General features: G+C 70.5%; 22 protein-coding genes and 1 pseudogene. 14 read left to right on the top strand and 9 right to left on the bottom strand.

The window, feature by feature from the left end; genetic code table 11:
• Positions 1-11 precede the first annotated feature (11 nt).
• Entirely contained in the window at positions 12-362 is a 351-nt protein-coding gene (locus tag WYM_RS15015) for a hypothetical protein (protein ID WP_019181668.1), read from the top strand.
• 152 nt (positions 363-514) lie between these two features.
• On the opposite strand, the gene trxA is transcribed toward WYM_RS15015, so the two are convergent.
• The 4 genes from trxA to WYM_RS20440 all read right to left on the bottom strand — a co-directional run bounded on the left by trxA (position 515) and on the right by WYM_RS20440 (position 5,838).
• Positions 515-838 carry a thioredoxin gene (gene trxA, locus WYM_RS15010; protein ID WP_019181667.1) on the bottom strand — a complete coding sequence of 108 codons (324 nt, stop codon included), beginning with the start codon at positions 836-838 and terminating at the stop codon, positions 515-517.
• Between the two features lie 73 nt (positions 839-911).
• Complete coding sequence (gene trxB / locus WYM_RS15005; RefSeq protein ID WP_026059844.1) at positions 912-1,898, bottom strand: thioredoxin-disulfide reductase; 987 nt, start codon at positions 1,896-1,898, stop codon at positions 912-914.
• A 77-nt stretch (positions 1,899-1,975) separates the two neighbouring features.
• Positions 1,976-3,589 (bottom strand): murein biosynthesis integral membrane protein MurJ, encoded by a 1,614-nt coding sequence (gene murJ / locus WYM_RS15000; protein WP_019181665.1) that lies wholly within the window; start codon positions 3,587-3,589, stop codon positions 1,976-1,978.
• Complete coding sequence (locus WYM_RS20440) at positions 3,586-5,838, bottom strand: DUF6049 family protein (RefSeq protein ID WP_157525238.1); 2,253 nt, start codon at positions 5,836-5,838, stop codon at positions 3,586-3,588. Before WYM_RS20440 ends, murJ begins: the two co-directional genes overlap by 4 nt.
• A gap of 126 nt (positions 5,839-5,964) precedes the next feature.
• On the opposite strand from WYM_RS20440, the pseudogene WYM_RS20435 reads away from it, so the two are divergent.
• From WYM_RS20435 to WYM_RS14965, 6 genes and pseudogenes are all read left to right on the top strand, one after another.
• Positions 5,965-7,501, top strand: a pseudogene (locus WYM_RS20435) (DUF7059 domain-containing protein).
• Positions 7,502-7,549: 48 nt separating this feature from the next.
• Positions 7,550-8,977 (top strand): CCA tRNA nucleotidyltransferase, encoded by a 1,428-nt coding sequence (locus WYM_RS14985; protein ID WP_019181663.1) that lies wholly within the window; start codon positions 7,550-7,552, stop codon positions 8,975-8,977.
• A 100-nt stretch (positions 8,978-9,077) separates the two neighbouring features.
• Positions 9,078-9,389: a hypothetical protein gene (locus WYM_RS20430; RefSeq protein WP_019181662.1), complete on the top strand. Its 312-nt coding sequence runs from the start codon at positions 9,078-9,080 to the stop codon at positions 9,387-9,389.
• A gap of 1 nt (position 9,390) precedes the next feature.
• Positions 9,391-10,560: a hypothetical protein gene (locus WYM_RS14975; protein WP_019181661.1), complete on the top strand. Its 1,170-nt coding sequence runs from the start codon at positions 9,391-9,393 to the stop codon at positions 10,558-10,560.
• Positions 10,557-11,141, top strand: a complete 585-nt coding sequence (locus WYM_RS14970; RefSeq protein WP_019181660.1) for a hypothetical protein — start codon at positions 10,557-10,559, stop codon at positions 11,139-11,141. Before WYM_RS14975 ends, WYM_RS14970 begins: the two co-directional genes overlap by 4 nt.
• Positions 11,138-12,250: a hypothetical protein gene (locus WYM_RS14965; RefSeq protein ID WP_019181659.1), complete on the top strand. Its 1,113-nt coding sequence runs from the start codon at positions 11,138-11,140 to the stop codon at positions 12,248-12,250. The genes WYM_RS14970 and WYM_RS14965 overlap by 4 nt, the downstream gene beginning before the upstream one ends.
• Positions 12,251-12,274: 24 nt before the next feature.
• Here WYM_RS14965 and WYM_RS14960 read toward each other — a convergent pair whose 3' ends face one another.
• From WYM_RS14960 to WYM_RS14950, 3 genes are all read right to left on the bottom strand, one after another.
• Entirely contained in the window at positions 12,275-13,309 is a 1,035-nt protein-coding gene (locus WYM_RS14960) for an NAD(P)-dependent alcohol dehydrogenase (RefSeq protein ID WP_026059843.1), read from the bottom strand.
• A gap of 117 nt (positions 13,310-13,426) precedes the next feature.
• Positions 13,427-13,915: an FBP domain-containing protein gene (locus WYM_RS14955; protein WP_019181657.1), complete on the bottom strand. Its 489-nt coding sequence runs from the start codon at positions 13,913-13,915 to the stop codon at positions 13,427-13,429.
• Positions 13,916-14,178: 263 nt separating this feature from the next.
• Positions 14,179-15,393: a hypothetical protein gene (locus WYM_RS14950; RefSeq protein WP_019181656.1), complete on the bottom strand. Its 1,215-nt coding sequence runs from the start codon at positions 15,391-15,393 to the stop codon at positions 14,179-14,181.
• Positions 15,394-15,468: 75 nt separating this feature from the next.
• Here WYM_RS14950 and WYM_RS14945 point away from each other — a divergent pair, with 75 nt between their 5' ends.
• Positions 15,469-16,668, top strand: a complete 1,200-nt coding sequence (locus tag WYM_RS14945; RefSeq protein WP_019181655.1) for an acyl-CoA dehydrogenase family protein — start codon at positions 15,469-15,471, stop codon at positions 16,666-16,668.
• Between the two features lie 6 nt (positions 16,669-16,674).
• Here WYM_RS14945 and WYM_RS14940 read toward each other — a convergent pair whose 3' ends face one another.
• Positions 16,675-17,331, bottom strand: coding sequence for a TetR/AcrR family transcriptional regulator (locus tag WYM_RS14940; protein ID WP_019181654.1), 657 nt, complete (start codon positions 17,329-17,331; stop codon positions 16,675-16,677).
• 64 nt (positions 17,332-17,395) lie between these two features.
• Here WYM_RS14940 and WYM_RS14935 point away from each other — a divergent pair, with 64 nt between their 5' ends.
• From WYM_RS14935 to rplI, 6 genes are all read left to right on the top strand, one after another.
• Positions 17,396-18,694, top strand: coding sequence for a glycosyltransferase (locus tag WYM_RS14935; protein WP_019181653.1), 1,299 nt, complete (start codon positions 17,396-17,398; stop codon positions 18,692-18,694).
• A gap of 46 nt (positions 18,695-18,740) precedes the next feature.
• Complete coding sequence (locus WYM_RS14930; RefSeq protein ID WP_019181652.1) at positions 18,741-19,400, top strand: hypothetical protein; 660 nt, start codon at positions 18,741-18,743, stop codon at positions 19,398-19,400.
• A gap of 162 nt (positions 19,401-19,562) precedes the next feature.
• A complete protein-coding gene (gene rpsF, locus WYM_RS14925; RefSeq protein ID WP_019181651.1) occupies positions 19,563-19,931 on the top strand; it encodes a 30S ribosomal protein S6 in 369 nt (122 codons plus the stop codon).
• 5 nt (positions 19,932-19,936) lie between these two features.
• Entirely contained in the window at positions 19,937-20,452 is a 516-nt protein-coding gene (locus tag WYM_RS14920) for a single-stranded DNA-binding protein (RefSeq protein WP_019181650.1), read from the top strand.
• Positions 20,453-20,517: 65 nt separating this feature from the next.
• Positions 20,518-20,772 carry a 30S ribosomal protein S18 gene (gene rpsR / locus WYM_RS14915; protein WP_019181649.1) on the top strand — a complete coding sequence of 85 codons (255 nt, stop codon included), beginning with the start codon at positions 20,518-20,520 and terminating at the stop codon, positions 20,770-20,772.
• Between the two features lie 11 nt (positions 20,773-20,783).
• On the top strand, positions 20,784-21,236 hold the full coding sequence (rplI, locus tag WYM_RS14910; protein WP_019181648.1) for a 50S ribosomal protein L9: 453 nt from the start codon (positions 20,784-20,786) through the stop codon (positions 21,234-21,236).
• Between the two features lie 310 nt (positions 21,237-21,546).
• Here the strand turns inward: rplI and WYM_RS22410 are convergent.
• On the bottom strand, positions 21,547-22,107 hold a 561-nt coding region (locus WYM_RS22410; RefSeq protein WP_019181647.1), incomplete at its 5' end, for an LPXTG cell wall anchor domain-containing protein.

The following is a 22,107-nucleotide window of genomic DNA, read 5'->3' as shown; positions in this document are numbered from 1 at the left end:
CGTACCCTGGAATGGTGGCACACGATGAGCAGACACCGCGCCGGCGCGCGAGCCTCGAACTGCTGCGCGCGGAGGCCGCAGATGAATTGTCGGTGCTCGTGGACGAGCGCCTTCGCGCGGGCGAGGATCCGTGGGACTTCATGGAGGATCTGCCGAGCGTCGACGAGCTCGTCGTGTTCATGCTCCGTGCCGAGAACATCAGCGCCGACGGCGGCGTGCGGCCCAACGCCTCTCGCCACTACCGGGTGCTGCGGCAGATCGCGCTGGACTATCCCGCGCTGACCCGCGCGGTGTGGAAGCTGCTGGGCGACGCGAACACGCACCGCCGGTGGGATGCGACAATCCGCGCAGACGCCTCATAGGGGCGACCCCGCAAGCCCGGAGTGCGCAACGGCGAGACGAATGCCTCGACCGGCATGTACCGGAAAACCCCGGCGATCACGGGGTTCTCCGAAGAGAATCCCGCGATCACCGGGGTGAGATCGCGAGGCTCAGCCGGTGCGGGCCGGTGAGCTCAGCCGATGTATGCTGCGAGGTCCTGCTCGAGAGCGAACTTCGGCTTGGCGCCGATGATCGTCGTCTCGACCTGGCCCTTGTTGAAGACCTTCATCGCCGGGATCGACGTGATCTGGTACTTCATCGCGAGGTCGGGGTTCTCGTCGACGTTGAGCTTCAGGACGGTGATCTTGTCGGGGTGCTCGGACTGGATCTGGTCGAGGACCGGCGAGACCATGCGACAGGGTCCGCACCACTCGGCCCAGAAGTCCACCAGCACGGGGCCCTCGGCCTGGATGACGTCCTGCTCGAACGTGGCGGAAGTGGTCGCCTTTGCGGTCATGTGTTCGTCTCCTTCGGTGGAAAGTCTGTCTCGTAACGGAACACCGGGTCGCACCCGATTGTTCCGAGACCCGTCAGGCCGCGTCGGCCTCGGGGAGTCCGGAGATCTGGTCGCCCACGACATCAGGCGCGCCGGCTTCGCCCAGACCCGCCAGGTAGTGCTCAAGGTCGAGGGCCGCGACGGTGCCGCTGCCCGCGGCCGTGACAGCCTGACGGTAGGTCGGGTCGATGACGTCGCCGGCGGCGAAGACGCCGGGGATCGAGGTGCGCGAGGAGCGACCGTCCACCCACACGGTGCCGTCGGGGGTGATGTCGAGCTTCTGGTGCACGAGGTGGGTGCGCGGGTCGTAGCCGATCGCGACGAAGACGCCGTCGAGCGCGAGCTCGCGGGTCGATCCGTCGACGGTGTCCTTCAGGACGATGCCCGAGACGGCATCCTCGCCGAGGATGTCGACGATCTCGCTGTTCCAGACGAACTCGATCTTCTCGTTCTTGAACGCGCGCTCCTGCATGATCTTCGACGCGCGCAGCTCGTCACGGCGGTGGATGACGTACACCTTCGACGCGAACTTGGTGAGGAAGGTGGCCTCCTCCATCGCGGAGTCGCCACCGCCGACGACGGCGATCACACGCTCGCGGAAGAAGAACCCGTCACAGGTCGCGCAGTACGAGACGCCGCGGCCCGACAGGCGGGATTCGCCTTCGATGCCGATCTTGCGGGGGGCCGACCCGGTCGCGAAGACCAGGGCGTCCGCCTCGTAGCTCGCGCCGCTGCCGAGCACGACCTTCTTGACAGGTCCGTCGACATCGAGCGAGACGACGTCGTCGTAGAGCACCTCGGCGCCGAAGCGCTCGGCCTGCTCCTGCATCTTGGTCATGAGGTCGGGGCCCATGATGCCCTCGGGGAAGCCCGGGAAGTTCTCGACCTCGGTCGTGTTCATGAGCTCTCCGCCCGCCTCGACCGAGCTGGCGACGACCAGCGGGTTCAGGTTGGCGCGCGCCGCATAGATCGCCGCGGTGTACCCGGCCGGACCCGACCCGATGATGATGACCTGACGCACGAGCGCCCCTTTCGCATGGTTCGAGTGCTTCAACACATCGTAACGGCGCGTCATTCCTTGCCGTGAGGGCTTGCGCCTCAGCGTGTGCCGGGAAGCAGCCGGCGGACCAGCTGGCTCGCCACCGAGAGTTCGGGTGCCCGCAGCAGAGCCAGGAACGCGACGTACACGATGAGGGCGACCACGCCGATGATCGCCGCCCCGACGGCGCCGAGGAGTTTGTCGGACACCGTCCACCCGTCGACTCCGCCGAGCCAGAGGAAGACCAGCCAGCCCGCACCGGCGGCCGGAAGCGCGGCGAGCACGAATCGGCCGAGAGAGAGCATCCACGACCCGATCCCGATGTCACCCAGCTTGCGGCGCAGCAGCCAGGTCGCGACGATCACCTGGACGACCGTCGCGAGCGACTGGCCCAGCGCGACCGCGGCGGCGAGGTAGGTCGGGGTCAGCACGTCGGCTCCGAAGGCCCACTGCGCACCCCACGCCGTCAGGACGACGAGCACGCACTGCAGCACAGTGAAGAAGAAGGGCGTTCGCGTGTCGTCGTAGACGTAGAACGTCCGCTGCACCACGAACAGCACGGCCAGAGGCACGAGGCTGATCAGGTAGCAGAGGAGCACCGCCGAGGCGATCTCCGCCTCTGCGGCGCTACCCGTGAAGATGCGCGATGCGGGGACCGCCGCCACCGCGAGAGCGGCCGTGGCGCCGACGACGAAGACGCCGAGGGTGCGGATGCTGCGGCCGATGTCGCTGCGGACCTCTTCGTGTCGCCCTGCCGCCGCATGCTCGCTGAGCCGCGTGAAGTAGGGGGTGCCGATGGACAGCACGATGATCGAGTACGGCAGCATGAACAGCAGCCACGCATTCTGCGAGGCGAAGAAGCCGGGATCGTCGTCGGGGATCAGCGACAGCACGCGCGACTGCACGAGTCCGGCGAGCTGGCCGGCGACGACCATGAGGAACGTCCACCCCGCGAGCTGACCGATCTGCCCGAGGCCGACGCCGCGCCACCGGAAGTCGGGGCGCACGTGGAGCCCCGTCTTCCGCCAGAACGCGAACAGGATCACGGTCTGGACGACGATGCCGACGGTCGCGGTGCCGGCCAGGAGGGCGATCATGTCGGGCGTCCACGCGGTGTCGGCCGTCCCCGAGCCGAACATCCAGATGAACATCAGGAAACCGGCGATCGAGACGAGGTTGTTGACGATCGGCGCCCAGGTGTAGGGCCCGTAGACCCGACGGGCATTGAGCGATTCGCCGACCAGCGCGAACAGGCCGTAGAAGAGGATCTGCGGAAGGCACCAATAGGCGAAGGCCGTCGCGAGTGCCTGCTGCTCGGGCGGATACTCCGGCGCGTAGAGCGCGACCAGCCAGGGAGCGGCGAGCGTCGCGACCACCGTCGTCACCAGCAGCACGACAGCACCGAGGGTGAACAGCTTCGACACGAACGCGCGCCCGCCGTCGTCGTGCGCGGCCGCCTTCACGATCTGCGGAACGACGATCGCGCTCAGCAGTCCGGTGGAGATGATGGCGTAGATGTTGTTCGGCAGCTGATTCGCGATGGCGAAGGCGTTGCCCGCGCTCGAGAACGCGCCGACCGCCGACACCAGCACCACGGCGCGAAGGAACCCGGTCAGCCGCGAGACGATCGTCCCGGCGCCGATCAGCACACTGGCGCGCCCGATACCGCTCATCGCTCCTGCCCGTCGACCGCGTCCGAATGGCCCTCTGCACCGGCCGGAGCGGAAACACCGTCGGCTTCCGACCCTTCATCACGCGGGTCTCCGGCATCCGTCCCTCGTCGCCGTCGCCGTAGGCGCAGGACCGTCCGCACGACGCCGACCACGAGAAGGCCGCCGACGATCACAGCGAGCGCTGCGATGCCGACGCCCTCCCAATCGGCCCAGACGTTCACCTCGACCATCTCGGTGGGCCCGACGGCGACGAACGCCGGACTGCGCAGCTGCAGGCTGAGCGTGACCTCTCCGCGTCCGACGCGCGCCTGCACCGGCACCTCGACCCGCGTGTTGCTCTGCGGGGTCGCGACGACGGGCGTCTCTCCCTGCACATCGAGGCGCAGGTTGTCAGGCGTCGTGTAGAGCACCAGGTTGACGGGGTAGTCGAGGTCGTTGCGCACCCAGAACCGCAGCGCGGCATTCGAGCCGTAGAGGTCTCCCGAGCTCGTGGGCAGGAGCGCCACCGAGCCGAGCGTCTCGGTGGTGGCCGCCTGGTGGTCGGACAGGGCGGTCGGCCACAGGGCGTCCTCGATCCACGCGACGCCGAGCAGCTGGAGCAGCTCGGCGCGCTCGGGTCCTGTGAGGAGCGACGGGTCGTCGAGGATCGTCGCGAACCGTCCGAGCTCACCCTCTTCCGCTAGAAGAGCGGATGCCGCGGCCGCGCGCTCGGGCGAAGGCTCGACGTCGCGGATCTCGACCCCGGCGGCATCGCCCTGCGTCAGCGCGCCGAGCGTTCGCGGCGCCATGCCGGGCGCCGCACTGGCGGCCGCGATCGCCGTACCCAGGCCGACCCGCTGCCGCTCGGCGCTGCGGCCGACCGAGACCAGGAGCGGGCCATCGGTCTCGGCCCTGGCGAACGCGAGGTAGGCCGTCGCCGCGGTGAGCGACGCCCCCCGCAGCCAGGACTTCTCTCGCAGTGAGGCCTCCTGCAGCTGCGCCGAGACCTCGGCGTCGTAGACGAGCACCTCGGCGTCGCCGGCACGGCCGTAGGCGGGAACGGTGCTGCCGTCCGCACCCTGTGCCGTGCCCGTCGACGGCACGACCGTGAGCGAGGCACGGTCGTCGGCGACGATGCCCCCGAGCTGCGCGACCACGTCGGGCGTCGCCGTTCCGTCTGCGGGCCAGTACACGCCGGCGCGCGTGCCGGTGCCGACCGACAGCAGCTCGGCGTTGTCGGGGACCGCAGAATCGGGGGCTGCCGCGCCACCGTCCGCGCCGGGGGCGGAGCTCGCGGTAGGCGACGGGGTCGGGGTCGGAGTGGGGTCGGGCGTCGTGAAGTCCGCGGGATCGAGGTACGCGGTGAACGACGAGGGGCTGAGTGGGCGGGGCAGACCGGCCTGCAGCTGCGCGGTGACGTCGGCGTCGCCGTACTGCAGCGCGAACCGCGAGTTGGGCAGCGCCTCGAGCCGCGCGAGCCAGTCGACCGCAGCGGAGGGTGCCGTCGACCCGAGCACGCGGATCGCGGCCGGGATGGCGGGGTCGACGGCGAGGATCGCCATCGTCCCGTCCACTGCGTCGAGCTGGCTGGTGAGGTCGCCGCCGGGCTCGGTCAGCACCTCCAGCTCATCGGCGCTGAGCAGCCCGTCGGCGCGGGGGCCGGCGGTGATGGGCACGATGACGCCGATGCCCACCTCGCGCCCGTCGTCGCCCGGCACCACCATGACGCTCGTCGAGGTGACCACGCCCGCCTCTGTCGCGTACGACGCCGCGAGCGGATAGACGCCGGGAGCACGTCCGGCGAGGGCGGGTGCGTCCGGTGCGAGCCCCACCGGCGCGACCTCCTCCGCATCGGGAGCGACCGGCTCGATCACCGCGGTGGCGACCGGGTCGACCGCGACGCCGGCGGTGTCGCCGCCGAGCCAGGCGGTGAGGGCCTGCCGATCGGGCAGCGGCGACGGTCCGAGCGAGAGGGTCACCTCCGCGGCCGGGGTCGCGACATCCGTCCCGTTCTGGAGGGTGATCGACGCGGTGAGCGACTCGCCGGAGCGCACGATCCCGTTCGCGACGGGCGCGAGTGTGAACTGTGTCGTGCCCGGCGGAACCGAAGGGGTCGAGGTCGGAGACGGGGTGGGATCGGGGGTCGGCGCCGCCGACGCGGAAGGCACGGCGAGCGGCGCGAGAAGGGCCCACAGCGCGACCACTCCCGCGGCGAGGCGAGGGGTGCGGTGCCGGGCACGGCGCCGGGCGGGGCTTCCCGGTGTGGTCACGGTCATCCTGTCGGGGGTTCGCTCTGTGCGATGTCCTGACCGCACGAATCGTCTGCGATTCTACGGTCCGACCCTCCGAGGGCCCCGAACCCGCGACGGCGCGGGGGCTACCCCGCGCCCCGGAACATGTTGAATGGTGCCGTGCTCCCCGAACCCGAACCGTCCCTCTGCCGCGCTCTGGCCGCCGACTTCCGCGACGTGGGCTACACGGCCGAGGCGGTGCGCGCCGCCTGGGGCGATGCCGCGGACGACGCCATCGCGCGGGGCCTGAGGTCGCCGGCCGATCGCGCGCTCGGCGTCCGCGACGACGCGCTCGCCGTGCTGGGCAGGCTTCTCGTGCTCGGGATGCCGCAGGCCGCGGCATCCGTCGACCGCGCCCTCGCGCGCACCGGCGCCGACGGCCTCGTCCGCCTCGGACTGGCCTCCGTCTCGGGCGGCGAGGTGGCACCGCTCGCGGTGGTGCGACCACAGTCCTTCACGGCCCCCTTCGAATCGGGTCAGTGGTGGATCGCGAGCGACCTCGACGAAGCGGCGCTCGGCGGGCCGCTGCCCGAGGACCACGTGCTCGGAGTGGGCGGTGCCTCGCTGACGCTGGCCGGGCTGCAGCTGTCGACACCCGCGGCGCGCGGTCTCGACATCGGCGCGGGCTGCGGCATCCAGGCGCTGCGCGCGCGGGCGCACGTCGATCACGTCGTCGCGACCGACATCTCAGAGCGCGCGCTCGGCTTCACGCGGCTGAACGCGCTGCTCAACGGCGTCGACGGCATCGACGTGCGCCTGGGCAGCCTCTTCGAACCTGTCGCCGGCGAGCAGTTCGATCGGATCGTGTCGAATCCGCCCTTCGTCATCACGCCCCGGGTGGCCGACGTGCCCGCCTACGAGTACCGCGACGGCGGCATGGTCGGCGACGACGTCGTCGCCGCGTTCGTGCAAGGCGTCGGCGAGCATCTCGCGCCCGGCGGCATCGCGCAGCTGCTCGGCAACTGGGAGACGCGCGACGGCGAGCCGGGCCTGGACCGCGTGCGGGCGTGGGTCGAGACGTCCCCGGTCGCCCTGGACGCCTGGGTCGTCGAGCGCGAGAGCCTCGATCCGCTCTCGTACGCCGAGCTGTGGGTGCGCGACGGCGGAACGCAGGCGGGCATGCGCGGGTTCTCGGGGCTGGTCGACGCCTGGATCGACGACTTCGCGTCCCGGAACGTGACCGAGGTCGGTTTCGGGTACCTGCTCCTGCGGCGTCCGCTCGCGGGCGCGCCGACCCTGGCGCGGTACGAGCGGCTGGCGGGCTCGACGGCGGGGGGGGAGCCTGGGCGCGCACCTCGCCGACGCCCTCGATGCCCATGATCGACTGGCGCAGCTCGACGATGCGGGGGTCGCGGCATCCGTCCTCGCCGTCGTCCCCGATGTCACCGAGGCGCGCCATCACCTGCCCGGCGCGGCGGACCCGACCGTCATCGAGCTGCGTCAGGGCGGAGGATTCGGCCGCGCGCTGGCGGTTGATCCCGGGCTCGCGGCCCTCGTCGGCGCGTGCGACGGCGACCTGCCCGTCGGCGCGCTGCTCGATGCGATCGCGCAGCTGCTCGAGGTCGACGCCACCGCCCTGCGGGAAGACCTCCTCCCGCGCGTGCGCGAGCTGCTCTTCACCGGCTTCCTGCGCTTCGCCTGACCCCTGTTCGCACGTGTGCGCGCGAGGGCGCTCGGTAGGCTGGAGCCCATGCTCAACATGGCCGAGGGCATCGTGCGCCTCGGCGCACTTGCCGAGTCCCCCATCGTCGACACGCTGGCTCGCGCGTTCGCGGACGCGGGCTTCGATCTCGCGATCGTCGGCGGTCCGGTGCGCGATGCGCTGCTGGGCCGGCAGACGAACGATCTCGATTTCACCACCGACGCGCGACCCGACGACATCCTGCGCATCGTCAAGCCGATCTCGTCCGCCCAATGGGACATCGGCCGGGCATTCGGCACGATCGGCGCGCGCATCCGCGGCGAGCAGGTCGAGATCACGACCTACCGCGCCGACAGCTACGACGGCGTGACGCGCAAGCCCACCGTCGAGTTCGGCGACACGATCGAGGGCGACCTGGTGCGGCGGGACTTCACCGTCAATGCGATGGCCCTGCGCGTCCCGGCTCGTACGCTCGTCGATCCGACCGGCGGCGTGGAGGACCTCGTGGGCGTCACCCTGCGCACGCCCGCCGACCCGCGGGTCAGCTTCGGCGACGACCCGCTGCGCATGCTGCGCGCGGCCCGCTTCGCGTCGCAGCTGGGCTTCGACGTGGATCCCGGCACCGTCGAGGCGATGGCCGAGCTGCGCGAGACGCTCGAGATCGTGAGCCCCGAGCGCATCCAGGCCGAGCTGGTCAAGCTTCTCGCCACCGACGACCCGGTGCGCGGCATCCGTCTTCTCGTCGCGACAGGGCTGATGGGGGAGTTCCTCCCCGAGGTTCCCGCGCTGCAGCTCGAAGTCGACGAGCACCACCACCACAAAGACGTCTACGAGCACTCCCTGACGGTGGTGCGGCAGGCGATCGACCTCGAGAAGGCCCGCACTCCGCAGTCGGCACCGGACGTCGCGCTGCGGCTCGCCGCGCTGCTGCACGACATCGGCAAGCCCGCGACCCGGCGCCTCGAGCCCGGCGGCGGGGTGACGTTCTATCACCACGACATCAAGGGCGCGCGGATGGCCCGCAAGCGCTTGCAGGCGCTGCGCTTCGACTCCGACACGATCGGGACGGTCGCCCGCCTGATCGAGCTGCATCTGCGGTTCTTCGGCTACTCAGAAGGCGCGTGGACCGATTCGGCCGTCCGGCGCTACGTCCGGGATGCGGGCGCCGAACTGGACCGCCTGCACATCCTCACGCGAGCGGATGTCACCACCCGCAATGCGAAGAAGGCCGGCCGGCTGGCCCGTGCCTACGACGACATCGAGCGGCGCATAGCCGAACTCGCCGCGCAGGAAGAGCTCGAGGCCATGCGGCCCGAGCTGGACGGCAACCGGATCCAGGAGGTGCTCGGCATCGGTCCGGGCCGCGAGGTCGGCGAGGCCTACCGATTCCTTCTCGACCTGCGTCTGGACGAGGGTGTGATCGGGTCGGATGCCGCGGAGCAGCGCCTGCGCGAGTGGTGGGCCGCGCGCGGCTGATCGCCTACAGGCCCGGCCATGGGGAACTGTCCCCATGGTCGCCGGACTCGGCCAGCCTTTAGCCTGGGTGATCGACAGGTCCATCGGGGAGGACAGCGATATGGACGTACTTCTTGACCGGGAGCGACTGCGGGACGCCCTCGAGACGCTGAAGAGCGCGGCGACGGCTTTCGAGGATGCGGCCGAGATCAACGACGACCTCGAATCGGCGATCAGCAATCCGCACGGCAAGGACAAGCTGCGCGATCGAGTGGGCTGGTTCGAGGCGAACTGGTCGGGCAACCGCAAGGAGCTCATGGAGAAGGTCGACGGGGTCCGTGAGGGACTCACCTCGATCGTGGACGGCTGGGACCAGTGGGAAGCCGATGCCACCGCGCAGTGCGAGCAGATGACCGGATGCGAGGTCTCCTGACATGTCGCTCCTCCACCGCTCCCCCGACGGGCACGAGCTGCGTCAGTTCGCCGGCGAGCCCGACGTCATCGCCACCACGGCGGCCGACTACCAGAACCTCGGCGCGTCGATGGACACGACGGCCGACACGCTGCGCGACATCGGCGACTCGCAGATCAGTCTCGGCACCGACCGTCTGAAGGAGGATGCCGAAGCGCTGGTGGGCGACCTCCGGAAGGCCGCGGTGCGCTACGAGCAGACCGGCCTGGCGCTGGCGCCGTACGCGACAGCCCTCGAGGAGGCTCGGAACGCCTACCTGCAGCATGAACCGGCCATCCGCGCGGCCATGACGACCTACCAGTCGGCGTTCGACGACGCGCTGACACCCGTGCTGGCCGACGAGGAGCAGGACGGCCCTACTCCGGCTGAGACCCTCGACTCCGCCGAGCAGGACCTGCGGGATGCCTGGCGGCCGTTCGACACGGCGTTCGGCCTCTGGGAGGAGGCTTTCGAGCGCGCGGCCGATGGCGTCGCCGAGGCGATGGACGCCGCCGACAACGACGACGGCAAGTGGGACTGGATCAGCGACGCGCTGAAGTACATCGGCTACGCGATCATCGTGCTCGCCGTCGTCGCTCTCTTCGTGGTCTCGAGCCCGTGGTCGAGCATCCTCCTCGCCGCGACGATCGCCCTGTCGGCGATCCATCTCGCAGGCACCGTGTATCTCTACGCGAACGGCAAGGCGAGTCTGTCCGACGTGCTCTGGAGCACGTTCGGCCTGGTGACTGCCGGTGCCGGCGGTCTGCTGGCGAAGAGCATCAAGGCGGCCGGCGCCACCGGTGACGACATCCTCCGGGCGTCGACCATCGCCCAGGATCTGCCGATCTTCACGCGAGGTGCGCGGGGGTTCTCGATGCCGCGCCTTCCCGCCGGCATCACCGTGAACCCGTTCTCGACGCTCATGCGCGGGCAGAACTGGGCGATCCTCAACAAGTGGGGCGGCAGCCTGGGCCAGTGGGCCTCGACACCCGCCCGCAGCGGCACGATCGCAGCCGCGTGGGGCGACGCGGTCCTCGATGCGGTGCCGACCATCGGTGCGAAGGGCTGGGCGAGCCTGGCCAGCTGGGCCGGGGGGATCGGCGGCGGCATCTTCACGAGCACGCCGTTCTACACACCGACGGGTCGCCCGTGAGCGGCCGGCGCGGCGTCGGCTTCACCGACATCTCTCCGCTGCGGCTCAATCGCGGGCGGATGCCTCGCGTGGCCGGCATCCTCCGACTCGTCTTCATCATCGCGGCGATCCTCGGCGCGGCACAGTGGATCGTCCCGGCGGGCGCTCGCCTGATCCTCAACGCCGGTCAGCTGTATCCCACCGATGAGGCCTCCTCGGTGAGGGGCGCGCTGGTGCCCTTCCCCGCGATGAGTGTGCCGGCCTGGCTCACCATCGCGACCGGGCTCATCGGCATGGCGGCCGCGGTGGCCTACCTCTTGGTGCGCGGCACCGCCGCCGGCGACGACGCGCCGTACGTCACCGTGGTCTCGGTGCTCATCTTCGGACTGTTCCCGTGGGCGATCGCCGCGTTCGACGTCGATCCGACGGGCATCATCTCCACCCCGGGGCCGGACGGATATCCCATCGGCTGGCACTGGCTCGCATCGCCGCTCGTCCTGGTCGTCCTCGTGGTCGGGATCGTGACGGCGGTCCGGGCGAGCAGGGCTCGCCGGAGCGAACGTCAGGCTCGCCGCGCGGCCCGAGGGGAGGCGCAGCAGTGAGCTCCCTCCGGGAGCAGCTCTCGGGTCCTCCGATCCCCGCCGGTTACACGCTGCTGACCCCGCCGGACTGGGGTCGGTTCCCGGCCACGCCCGATGGTCGGGCCGAGCTGATCCGGCTGGTCTCGGCACGATTCCGCGAGGTCGGGCGCCCGGATCTGTACGCCGAGACACGCACCATGGTCAGCCGGCAGTGGGCTCGCATGGAGCGGACGAACGTGATGGAGATCTTCATGCCCATCGAGCCGCCTCAGGAGGGCGGCACTCCGATGAGCATCGCGGCATCGCCGTGGGTCGCCACGAGAAACTTCGAGACCGACCTCCGTGGGCGCGCGGGGGCGGAGCGCGCGGTCGAGCGGCTCGACGTGCCCGATCTCGGCACGCTGTACCGGTGGACCGCGGAGCGCGCCGGCCCCGACGAGATGGAGGGGGCTCAAGGCGCGCGAGCTCTCCTACGTCGCGCCGTTCCCCGGACCGTCGCCCCAGCGCGGCCTGCTGCTGATGTGCTCGATCGTGCACCTCGGGGTCGAAGAGTCAGGGCCTGCTCTCGAGGCCTTCACCGACCTCGCCGACTCCATTGTGTCGACCCTGCGCTGGCGGTTCGCGTGAGCGGGATCCCCGACGGCTGGGTGCCGATCCCCTTCGCCGTCGCGCCCGAGATCGCCCGCGACATGGCCGCGGAGCTTCTCGCGGCCTCCCACGCCGTACCCGACGCCGACGCCGATGTGGGTGCCGCCGTCGACAACGCCGCCGCGGCGCTGTCGCGGCTCCCGGTCACGTCCGGCACGGCCGCACGTCTGTGGCACGCGTTCGGCACGAACCCGACCGGCCTCGTCGCCGACCTCAGCGTCGAGCACCGCGCAGCCGATACGCTCGCCAGCGCTGCCGGAGCCGGCTTCGCCCACGTCGACGTGCAGCGGACGCAGGAACTCGCAAGCGGCGGGCGGGTCACGCTGTCGGTGGTCGCCCCCGAACCGGACGCCGCTGTCGCATTCCTGCTGCGCGTGCAGGTGCCCGAGGACGGCGCGGTGCGCATCGTCGATGTGCTGGACCGCGATCTTGTGGCCATCGGCGCCGTCTGGGACGACGCCGTCGCCATCGCCGAGGGCTGATCCGCCGCGCCTCGACTGTCGGACCTAGGGAACGACGACCGCGCGTCCCTGCACCTCTCCGTGGTGCAGTCTCTCGTAGGCCTCGACGGCGCCATCGATGCCGTATCGCTCCACGTGCACGCCGACGGCACCGACGCGTGCCAGATCGAGCACCTCGATGAGCTCGCTGCGCGAGCCCCAGTACGGCGCCCGCACGGCGGCGCCCATGGGCGTCTGGAAGAAGCCCGCCGACATGACGCCTCCGCCGATGCCGACGATGTGCACGAACCCGTCGATGGCCACCACGGCCTTCGAGAGATCGACGGTGGGCTGCACGCCGGCGAAGTCGAACACGGTCTGCGCGCCGAGGCCGCCGGTGAGCTCGCGGATCCGATCCGCGGCATCCGGACCCGAGACGACGGTGTGGTGCGCGCCGACGTCCGTGGCGAGAGCGAGCTTGTCCTCGCTGATGTCGACGGCGATCACGGTGGCGGCGCTGATCGCCCGGATGATCTGGATGCCGACGTGCCCGAGTCCGCCGACCCCGATGACCACGGCGGTCGAGCCGGGATAGAGCTTGTGCTGTGCCGAGGTGATGGCGTGATAGGGCGTGAGCCCCGCGTCGGTGAGCGACACGACCTCGACCGGATCGAGACCGCCGAGCGGCACGAGGTGCCGGCGATCGTCGACGATCACGTACTCCGCCATCGCGCCGGGCGCGCCCAGCCCCGGCGGGGTGATGCCGAGATCGGCGGCGTAGGGGCAGTAGTTCTCGCGCCCCTGCGAGCAGGCGTGGCACTGGCCGCAGCCCCACGGCCCGTATATCGCGTACGCCTCGCCGACCTCGATGCCCTCGACACCTTCGCCGAGCTTGTCGACGACACCGGCACCCTCGTGGCCGAGGGTGAGCGGCAGTCCGTAGGTGTACTGGTCCTCGGGAAGATCCATCACGAACCAGTCCGAATGGCAGAGTCCGGCGGCCGTCACCTTGAGCCTGATCTGCCCCGGCCCCGGCTGGGGAACGTCGATCTCGACGACCTCCGGACCTTTTCCGATCTCGCGGTACTGGACGGCCTTCATCGTCTGGGAGCTCATGGCCCCAGCGTGCACGGCGGCTCGGACCGACGCTCCCCCCTTGCGTCGGCCCGCCGCGCGTGCAACAGACGTGCTCTTCGCGACCGTCGTCAGCGGCTGTCGTCAGCGGCTGTCGCGGATGTCGCGCCCGAAGCCCTCGGCGTGCGCACGCAGCGCTTCGATGCGTCGCTGTCGTGCCGCCTCGACGTCGAACCCGAGGTACGCCGGCGGCATCGGGCGCCGCACGTTCGCCGAGCACTCGAACCGCTCGCAGAGGAGCGTGCCGACCGTGTCGCCGTTGCGCCCGGCCTGACCGGCGCGCCGCGCGCTGAAGAACACCACGTCGTTCGGGAGGGTGACGTCCTCGCACCACGCGCACTGGGCGCGCGATCGCACGCGATGCTCGGTCTGGCGCAGCAGGATGCCGACGGGGAGGTCGTCGACCGGGACGACGATGAACCCGGCGAGCGGCTGCTTTGGGTCCCGCCAGCCGAGGTAGTCCAGGTTCTCCCAGCCGATCTCGGCGAGATCCGGCAGGACGATGGCGTTGCGCTCGCGCAGCGAGGTGTTGACGAACGACGCGCGGATGTCCTTCTCTGTGAATGCGTGCATGATTCCTTGCTTCGTGTCTTCTCGTCCACGAGGACGGGTGAGGGGATGCCGCGGACCGCCGGTCCGCGAAGGTGCGGGTACGTCGCTGCGGTCGAGCCGGCCGACGCCTGCGGCTACCTCCGCTCGGCGCGGGAAGCGCCGGCGACCCCCTTACGCCCTGCGGGCGTCACGGAAGATGTCGAATGCACCCCGCAAGCCTACGCGCGGCGCATGCGGGTCGGCCCGATCGAGCGCCAACCGAGCGGCGACCGAGCGCCGACGCGTCAGCCGCCGAAGAACATGCCGATCACTCCTGTCTGCGACAGGATCCAGAACAGCACCACCGCACCCATGGCGATGAAGGTGACCCACGGCACCCCCCGCTGCAGCCGGCGTCCCTGCGGCGCGACGCCGGGGGGAGGCCGCAGTGTGTCGAGCGGCGGAGTGAAGGGGACCGCGGTCGCCGCGACCCCCGGGCTCACGGCGCCCGACGTCTCGAGGCTTGCGTGTGCCGAGGCATCCGGAGTGGAGCGCGCTGCGGCGCGAAGGCGGTCGTCGCGCCAGCGGGCCCACTGAGCGAACTTGTCGAGAAGCGCGCCGACCACCGAGAACAGCCACGCCCAGGTCGCCGGATCGAGTGTCGAGAAGTCCCGCTTGGCGTAGAGGAAGAGCCAGTCGTCGACGATCTCGACGTCGAGTGCGGCGGCGTTGTCGATGAAGCGGGCCATGATGTCGGGCGTGAAGAGGTAGAGCGCGTCGGTCTCGTAGCCCGCGGGACACGACAGCGAGAAGTACCGGTCGAAGTCGCCTTCGAGGCTCAGGCGCTGGTCCTTGTCGAAGGTCGCCGGCAGGTTCGAGCCGAAGAGCCCGTTGTTGCCGGTCGCGTCCAGCACGATGTGCGGCAGCGGCACGTCGAGCTTGACGGCGACATACCCCCACGTGTGCGTGCTGCGATTCTTTCCCGACCCGGTGGTGTAGCGGTAGTTCGCGAACTCCACGAATCGCGGGCGCTCGCCGCGGACGAGGTCGGACGCCTGCCGTGAGCTGCCGAGCGAGAAGATCATGCCCGGCAGGGCGGGGGCCGCCATCCGGGGGAGGTAGCTCATGCCGTTCGCCCTCGCGAAGCGGTCGAGCCGGAACATGCGGGCGTTGCCGGACCGGCGAGCCGCGACGACGACCCAGACCGCGATGGCGACGATTCCGCCGATGATCACGAAGGGCACGACGGCGAACAGCACGCCGAAGCCGCCCTCGCCCGCGAACGACGAGGCTATTCCCGCCGCGATGGTGGTCATGACGGTGAGGATCGTCGAGGCGAACACGATCGCGACGATGGACAGGATGATGACCATCGCGATGCCGCTGTCCGAAAGGGCCGAGGGCAGCCGTCCCGTGCGCCGAAGCTCCTGCGCGAACGCGCGTGCGGCCGCCGGATCGACGGGCTCGACCAGTGGTCGGGCGTCGAACGGGTACGAGCGCGGGTCAGCGGGCGCGGCCATGCCGCCACGTTAGCCGCCTCTGCCCGCGGGGAACGGCAGCCGGGCAGAATCGAACCCGAACGCGAGGAGGCGATCATGACCGATGCCCGCAGAGACCCGGACGACATCGAGGCGCTGCGCGCGGCATCCGACGTCCTCGGCATCGATGCGCTGCTGAGCGAGGACGAGCGGGCGACGCGCGACGGGGTCCGGGCGTTCGTCGACGACGAAATCCGTCCGCACATCGCCGAGTGGTTCGACACGGCGCATTTCCCCGTCGAGCTGGCGCCCGCCCTCGGCCGGCTCGGACTGCTGGGCATGACCCTCGATGGGTACGGATGCGCCGGCGCCAGCGCCGTCGACTACGGCCTCGCGGCGCTGGAGCTGGAAGCCGGCGACTCGGGGCTTCGCACCTTCGTCTCGGTGCAGGGCTCCCTGGCGATGGGTTCGATCCACCGATTCGGCAGCGCGGAGCAGAAGGAGGAGTGGCTGCCGCGGATGGCCTCGGGCGAGGTCATCGCCTGCTTCGCCCTGACCGAGCCCGGCGCGGGCTCCGACCCGTCCGCCATGTCGACGTACGCCCGCCGTGACGGCGGCGACTGGGTGCTCACCGGCACCAAGCGCTGGATCGGCCTCGCCTCGATCGCTGCGCTCGCGGTCGTCTGGGCGCAGACCGACGACGGCGTCCGAGGGTTCCTGGTGCCGACCGGCCTGCCCGGATTCGAGGCGACGGTCCTCGAGCCGAAGGGGTCGATGCGCGCGTCGGTGCAGACGCAGATCCGGCTCGACGGAGTGCGGGTCGCGGCATCCGCTCTCCTCCCCGGCGCCCGCGGACTGCGCGGGCCGTTCTCGGCGCTGAACGAGGCGCGGTACGGCATCGTGTGGGGCGCCCTCGGCGCGGCGCGCGACAGCTACGAGGCCGCCCTGCGCCACGCGCTGCGACGTGAGCAGTTCGGGCGGCCGATCGCCGGCTTCCAGCTCACTCAGCGCAAGCTCGTCGACATGGTCATCGAGCTGCAGAAGGGCGCGCTGCTCGCGCTGCAGATCGGACGCGCGAAGGACGCCGGCACGCTCACCCCGACCCAGATCTCACTGGGCAAGCTGAGCAATGTCCGCGAGGCGATCGAGATCGCCCGCGAGGCGCGCACGATCCTCGGCGGCGACGGCGTGCTGCTGGAGAACTCGCCGATCCGGCACGCCGCCAACCTGGAGTCGGTGCGCACCTACGAGGGCACCGACGAGGTCCACACGCTGGTGCTCGGCCAGCACCTCACGGGCCTCAGCGCGTTCCGCTGATCGGGTTCAGGCGCCGAGTTCGGCAAGGACGGCCGAACGCAGCCAGGTCACGTATCGCTCGGGGGTCCAACGCGACTGCGCCACGAGCTGCTGGTAGCCCTCGGGCGACAGCAGGAACGACAGCGCTGCGGCAGTCGCACCGGCGTCGACGACCGACGGCGCATACCTGCGCGCGAGAAGCTCGTCGACCAGACCTGCATAGTCGGCGGCTCGGCGGCGGAGGATCTCCTGCAGCGCGCCGTCGACGACCGGATCGGATGCCGCTGCCCCCACCAGCACCGTCCACAGGGCGTGGGCCCGCGCGTTCGCCGCGGCGATCCGATCGAGAAGGACATCGAGGAACACATCATCGGCGAGCTCCAGCACGTCCTGCGCCACGGGGGTCTCGGTGATCGACTCTGCCGCCTCGGTGCCGGCGAACGTCACCTCGAACGCGGCGATGAGCAGCTCGGCCTTGGGAGCGGCCGTCTTCACCGTCTCAGTGGAGACTCCGGCCTCGCGGGCGATGGAAGCCAGTGTCGTCGCCTGGTATCCCCTGGTGGCGAACAGGCGCGCGGCAGCCTCGACGATTCGCCGCCGGGTCTGGAGAGCCTGCTGCTCTCGCAACGCCGATCGGTAGGCGCGCGGACTCTGCTCCGGCCGACGCGCGCTCGATTCCGGCATTGACCTTCCTCTCGGTGTGGTGAATACTTCTTCGGTACATCCAATCCTAACCGAAGGCATCCACATGTCCAGTTACCTCCTCACCTGCACGCCGGCCCACGGTCACGTCATGCCGCTGCTCCAGATCGCCCGCCACCTGCTCTCCCGCGGCGATGACGTGCGCTTCCTGACCAGCCGGCGGTATGCGGAAGCCGTCCGCGACGCCGGTGCACAGTTCCTCCCTCTGCCCGAGGCGGCCGATGTGGACCTCGACGACGCCGACGGGGCATTCCCCGACCGAGTCGGCCTGCGGGGACCCGCGGCCATCCGCTTCGACATGACGAACCTCTTCCTGCGGCCCGCCCCCGCGCAGCTCGCCGCCGTCCGGGCCGAACTCGCCGTCGCAGACGTCGACGCGATCCTCACCGAACCGCTGTTCCTCGGCGCGGCTCTGCTCACCAGGCTCCCCCGCGAGGAGCGACCGCCGGTGATCAGCCTCGGGATCTTCCCGCTCGGCGCCCAGAGCCGCGATACCGCTCCCTTCGGTCTGGGCATCCCGCCGCTGCGCGGTCCCGTCGGCCGCCTCCGCAACGCCATCCTCGCCACCGTCGCCGAGCGGGGCGTCTTCGGCGCGGTCCAGCGGGAGGCCGAGGCCATGAGCGTGCGCGAGGTCGGTCGTCCGCTCGGCGGCTTCGTGCTCGACTGGCCTTCGCGGGCCGACGCGCTCGTGCAGTTCACGGCGCCCGAGTTCGAGTACCCCCGGAGCGACCTGAGCGACTCGGTCTCCTTCGCCGGACCGCTTCCTGGTCCCGCGTCCACCGCGCCGCTGCCGCAGTGGTGGTCCGACCTCGACGGCCGGCCTGTCGTCCACGTGACGCAGGGCACCATCGCGAACTCCGACTTCTCTCAGCTGGTGCTGCCGACGATCGACGGGCTCGCCGGGTCGGATGCACTCGTCGTCGTCTCCACGGGCGGCCGGCCGCGCACGGCACTTCCCGAGGAACTGCCCGACAACGTGCGAGTCGCTCAATACCTTCCGTACGACCGTCTGCTCCCACGCGTGGACGTCCTGGTCACCAACGGGGGTTACGGCGGGGTGCAGCAGGCGCTTGCGCACGGGGTCCCGCTGGTGGTCGCGGGGCAGACCGAAGACAAGATCGAGGTCTCGGCGCGTGTGGGGTGGTCGGGCGCCGGCATCAACCTGAAGACGAACCGGCCGACGGCGGCGCAGGTCGCCCGTGCCGTCGGACGAGTCCGATCCGATGCCGCCTACCGCACCCGCGCTCAAGCGCTGGCCACTGCGCTCCGCGCGCGGTCCGGTCTGGATGGCTTGGATCGTGCGCTGGAGGCTGTCGCGCAGAAGGAGATTCCTGCGCCCCGATGAGTCGCAGGATGGACGCCATCCGGGTCCCGCTCGGTACACTCCTCGCGTGACCACCCGTCCGCTCGCACCGATGGCCTGGCCATGGCGCGATTCCGCGCTCGTGCGGGTGGTCGGCGCGTTCGTCTCGTGGGCGGGCTTCATCACGTGCTTCACGCTTCTCTATCTCGTCTCGTACACGCTGACGACGCTGGGAGGCTCGTGCGCCAGCGGCGGTCCGTACGTCATCGAGGTCGAGTGTCCCGGCAATGTGGCGCTCTTCGCGCCGCTGAGCATCCTGGGCGGGTTCCTCTTCGCCGGAATCGCCCTGCTCTTCGCGCAGGGTTTCGGCACCCCGCTCGTGATCTGGGCGTGGCCGATCCTCTTCGTCGGTCTCAGCGTGACGTTCTTCGCGTCGGCCGCCTCAGGTGACGTGGTGGGCGGCATCATCGGCGGGATGTTCCTGCTGATGGGCATCGCGCCCCTGCTGCTCCTCCTGCGCGGCACCGACCGGTGGCTGCTGTTCCTCGGCTCACGAAGCGCCGCGGGCAGGCAGTTCGTCACCGCCGGCGATCGCCCCGTGTTCCGGCTGATCAATCGGCGCCCGGGTGCCGTGACCGACCTCATCCCTCCGACGGCACGCGACTGGGCGCTGTCGATCGGCGTCGTCGTGCTCGCCGTGACGGCCGGCATCGTCGGCGCCCGGCTCTTGTGGGCGGCGACGGCCTGATTCGGCAGCGGGCGGGGCATCCGGTACCATAGGAGGGTTGTCCGCATGCGCTTCGGATCTCACCGATGGGATCCAGGAGCGCCGGAAGCCGGACGACGTGCACACACCCTCCTGCTACCGGGAAATGCCCGGCAGCCGTTCTAGTCCGAAGGAGGTGGGTAAGTGACGCACCAGTACGAACTCATGGTCATCCTGAACCCGGAGATCGACGAGCGCCAGGTCGGCCCGAACCTCGACAAGTTCCTGAAGGTCATCACCAACGATGGTGGCTCGATCGACAACGTCGACATCTGGGGCAAGCGCCGTCTCGCTTACGAGATCCAGAAGAAGACCGAAGGCATCTACGCCGTCGTCAACTTCACCGCGTCGAGCGCAGCCACTCAGGAGCTCGACCGCCAGCTGAAGCTCAGCGAGCAGATCATGCGCACCAAGGTGCTCCGCGCCGAGGAAGCGATCGCGATGATCGCGTCTGAGAAGCAGCGCGCCGACGAACGCGCCGCCCGCAAGACCGCCAAGGCTGCGAAGGCCTAAGGGTCATGGCCGGCGAGACGATCATCACCGTCGTGGGCAACCTCACGGCTGATCCCGAACTGCGCTACACGCAGAACGGCCTCCCCGTCGCGAACTTCACGATCGCGTCGACGCCGCGCAACTTCGACCGTCAGGCCAACGAGTGGAAGGACGGCGAAGCGCTGTTCCTCCGCGCGAGCGTGTGGCGCGAGTTCGCCGAGCATGTGGCCGGCTCGCTGACGAAGGGCATGCGGGTCATCGCGACCGGCCGCCTCAAGCAGCGCAGCTACCAGGATCGCGAGGGCAACAACCGCACCGCGATCGAGCTCGAGGTCGACGAGATCGGCCCGTCGCTGCGCTACGCGACCGCTCAGGTCACCCGCGCAGCGGGTGGCGGCGGCGGTGGCGCTGGTGGCGGCGGACAGTCGCGTCCGGCGCAGGTCGCCGACGAGCCGTGGTCGACCCCCGGGTCGGCGAACGCCGGTGGCGGGAACGACGCCTGGGCAGCGCCCGGCGCCTACGGCGACGACACGCCGTTCTGATCTCAGAAGCAGATTCCGGATGCCTCGGCTGAGGCATCCGATCAAGCAAACGTAAAGGAAAGACCATGGCTGGAAAGGCAACCGGCGACCGCCGGAAGCCGCGGAAGGGCGCGAAGAACGCTGCCCCCGCGAAGGCGATCCGCGTCGGCGTCATCGACTACAAGGACGTCTCCACTCTTCGCAAGTTCATCTCGGAGCGCGGGAAGATCCGCGCCCGTCGTATCACCGGTGTCTCGGTGCAGGAGCAGCGCCTCATCGCTCGCGCGATCAAGAACGCGCGCGAGATGGCACTCCTGCCTTACGCCGGCGCTGGCCGCTAAGGAGTACCGATATGGCAAAGCTCATTCTCACGAACGAGGTCGCCGGGCTCGGTAGCGCCGGTGACGTGGTCGAGGTCAAGAGCGGCTACGCCCGCAACTACCTCATCCCCCAGGGCTTCGCGGTCGCATGGACCCGCGGTGGCGAGAAGCAGGTGGCGTCGATCCGCGCCGCTCGCGAGTCGCGCGCGATCCACGACCACGAAGAGGCTGTCGCCCTCAAGGGCGCCCTCGAGTCCAACAAGGTCAAGCTCGCCGTCAAGGCGGGTGCAGAGGGTCGCCTCTTCGGTTCGGTGAAGACCGTCGACGTGGCCGACGCCGTCAAGGCCGCCGGCCTGGGCGACCTCGACAAGCGCAAGATCCACATCACCTCGCCGATCAAGTCCGTCGGCGAGCACGAGGCGACGGTTCGTCTTCGCGACGACCTCACCGCCGTGATCACCCTTCAGGTGGTCGCCGCCAAGTAAGGCGCGCACGAACGGATGCCGCGGACCTCAGGGTCCGCGGCATCCGTCTTTTCCCCCAAGGAACGGATGCCGCGAGCCCCCTGGTTCGCGGCATCCGTCGTCTTCTTGCAAGGGCGGATGCTGCGAGCCCCCAGTTCGCAGCATCCGCCCGTCTGATACCCCGATCACGACGGTGCGGTCCCAGGCAGAACCGCAGCCGCCGTGATCGGGGGGTCGAAGGGCGGGGAGGCCGTCTCGGGAACGACCTCCCCGCTTGCTCACGCGCAGGCGGGGCGAGGCGTTGTGGGGAACGCGAGGCGCCCCGCACCGGTTACGCGGAGCGTCGCCGCGACACGCGGGCGGCTGCCCCCGCCACCAGGAGCGTGAGCCCCATCAGCAGCGCGGGGAGCGCACCCGCTCCTCCTGTCTGGGCGAGTTCTGCGGTCGTGCCGGCCGAGGCCGTCGCGCCCGTGATGCTGTCGTCGCCGTCACCCGAGTCCGCCGGGCCGGCCGGGTCGGTCGGGTCCGTGGGATCGGTCGGGTCGGTGGGGTCCGTGGGGTCCGACGGGTCGGTGGGGTCCGTCGGGTCGGTGGGATCGGTCGGGTCGGTCGGGTCCGTCGGGTCCGTGGGGTTGGTCGGGTCCGTGGGGTCCGTGGGGTCCGTCGGGACGACCGGGCCCCGCGTGGTGCTGTCGCCGATCACCGAGATGGCGTTGCCGCCGATCGTCACCGGCAGCGAGATCGGCGCCAGGATCTGCGTCCCGCCGAGGATCGAGTCGGTTCCGTCGGTGGTGCCGGCGGTCCCGCCAGACCCGGATCCCGTGCCGGGAGACGCCACAGCACCCGTCGACGAGCTGTCGCCGAGGACCGAGATGGCGTTTCCGACGGCGGT

Origin of the sequence: Microbacterium yannicii PS01 (assembly GCF_000304335.1) — a bacterium.
Classification (GTDB): Bacteria; Actinomycetota; Actinomycetes; order Actinomycetales; family Microbacteriaceae; genus Microbacterium; species Microbacterium yannicii_A.
This window is presented reverse-complemented; position numbering and strand designations above follow the sequence as displayed.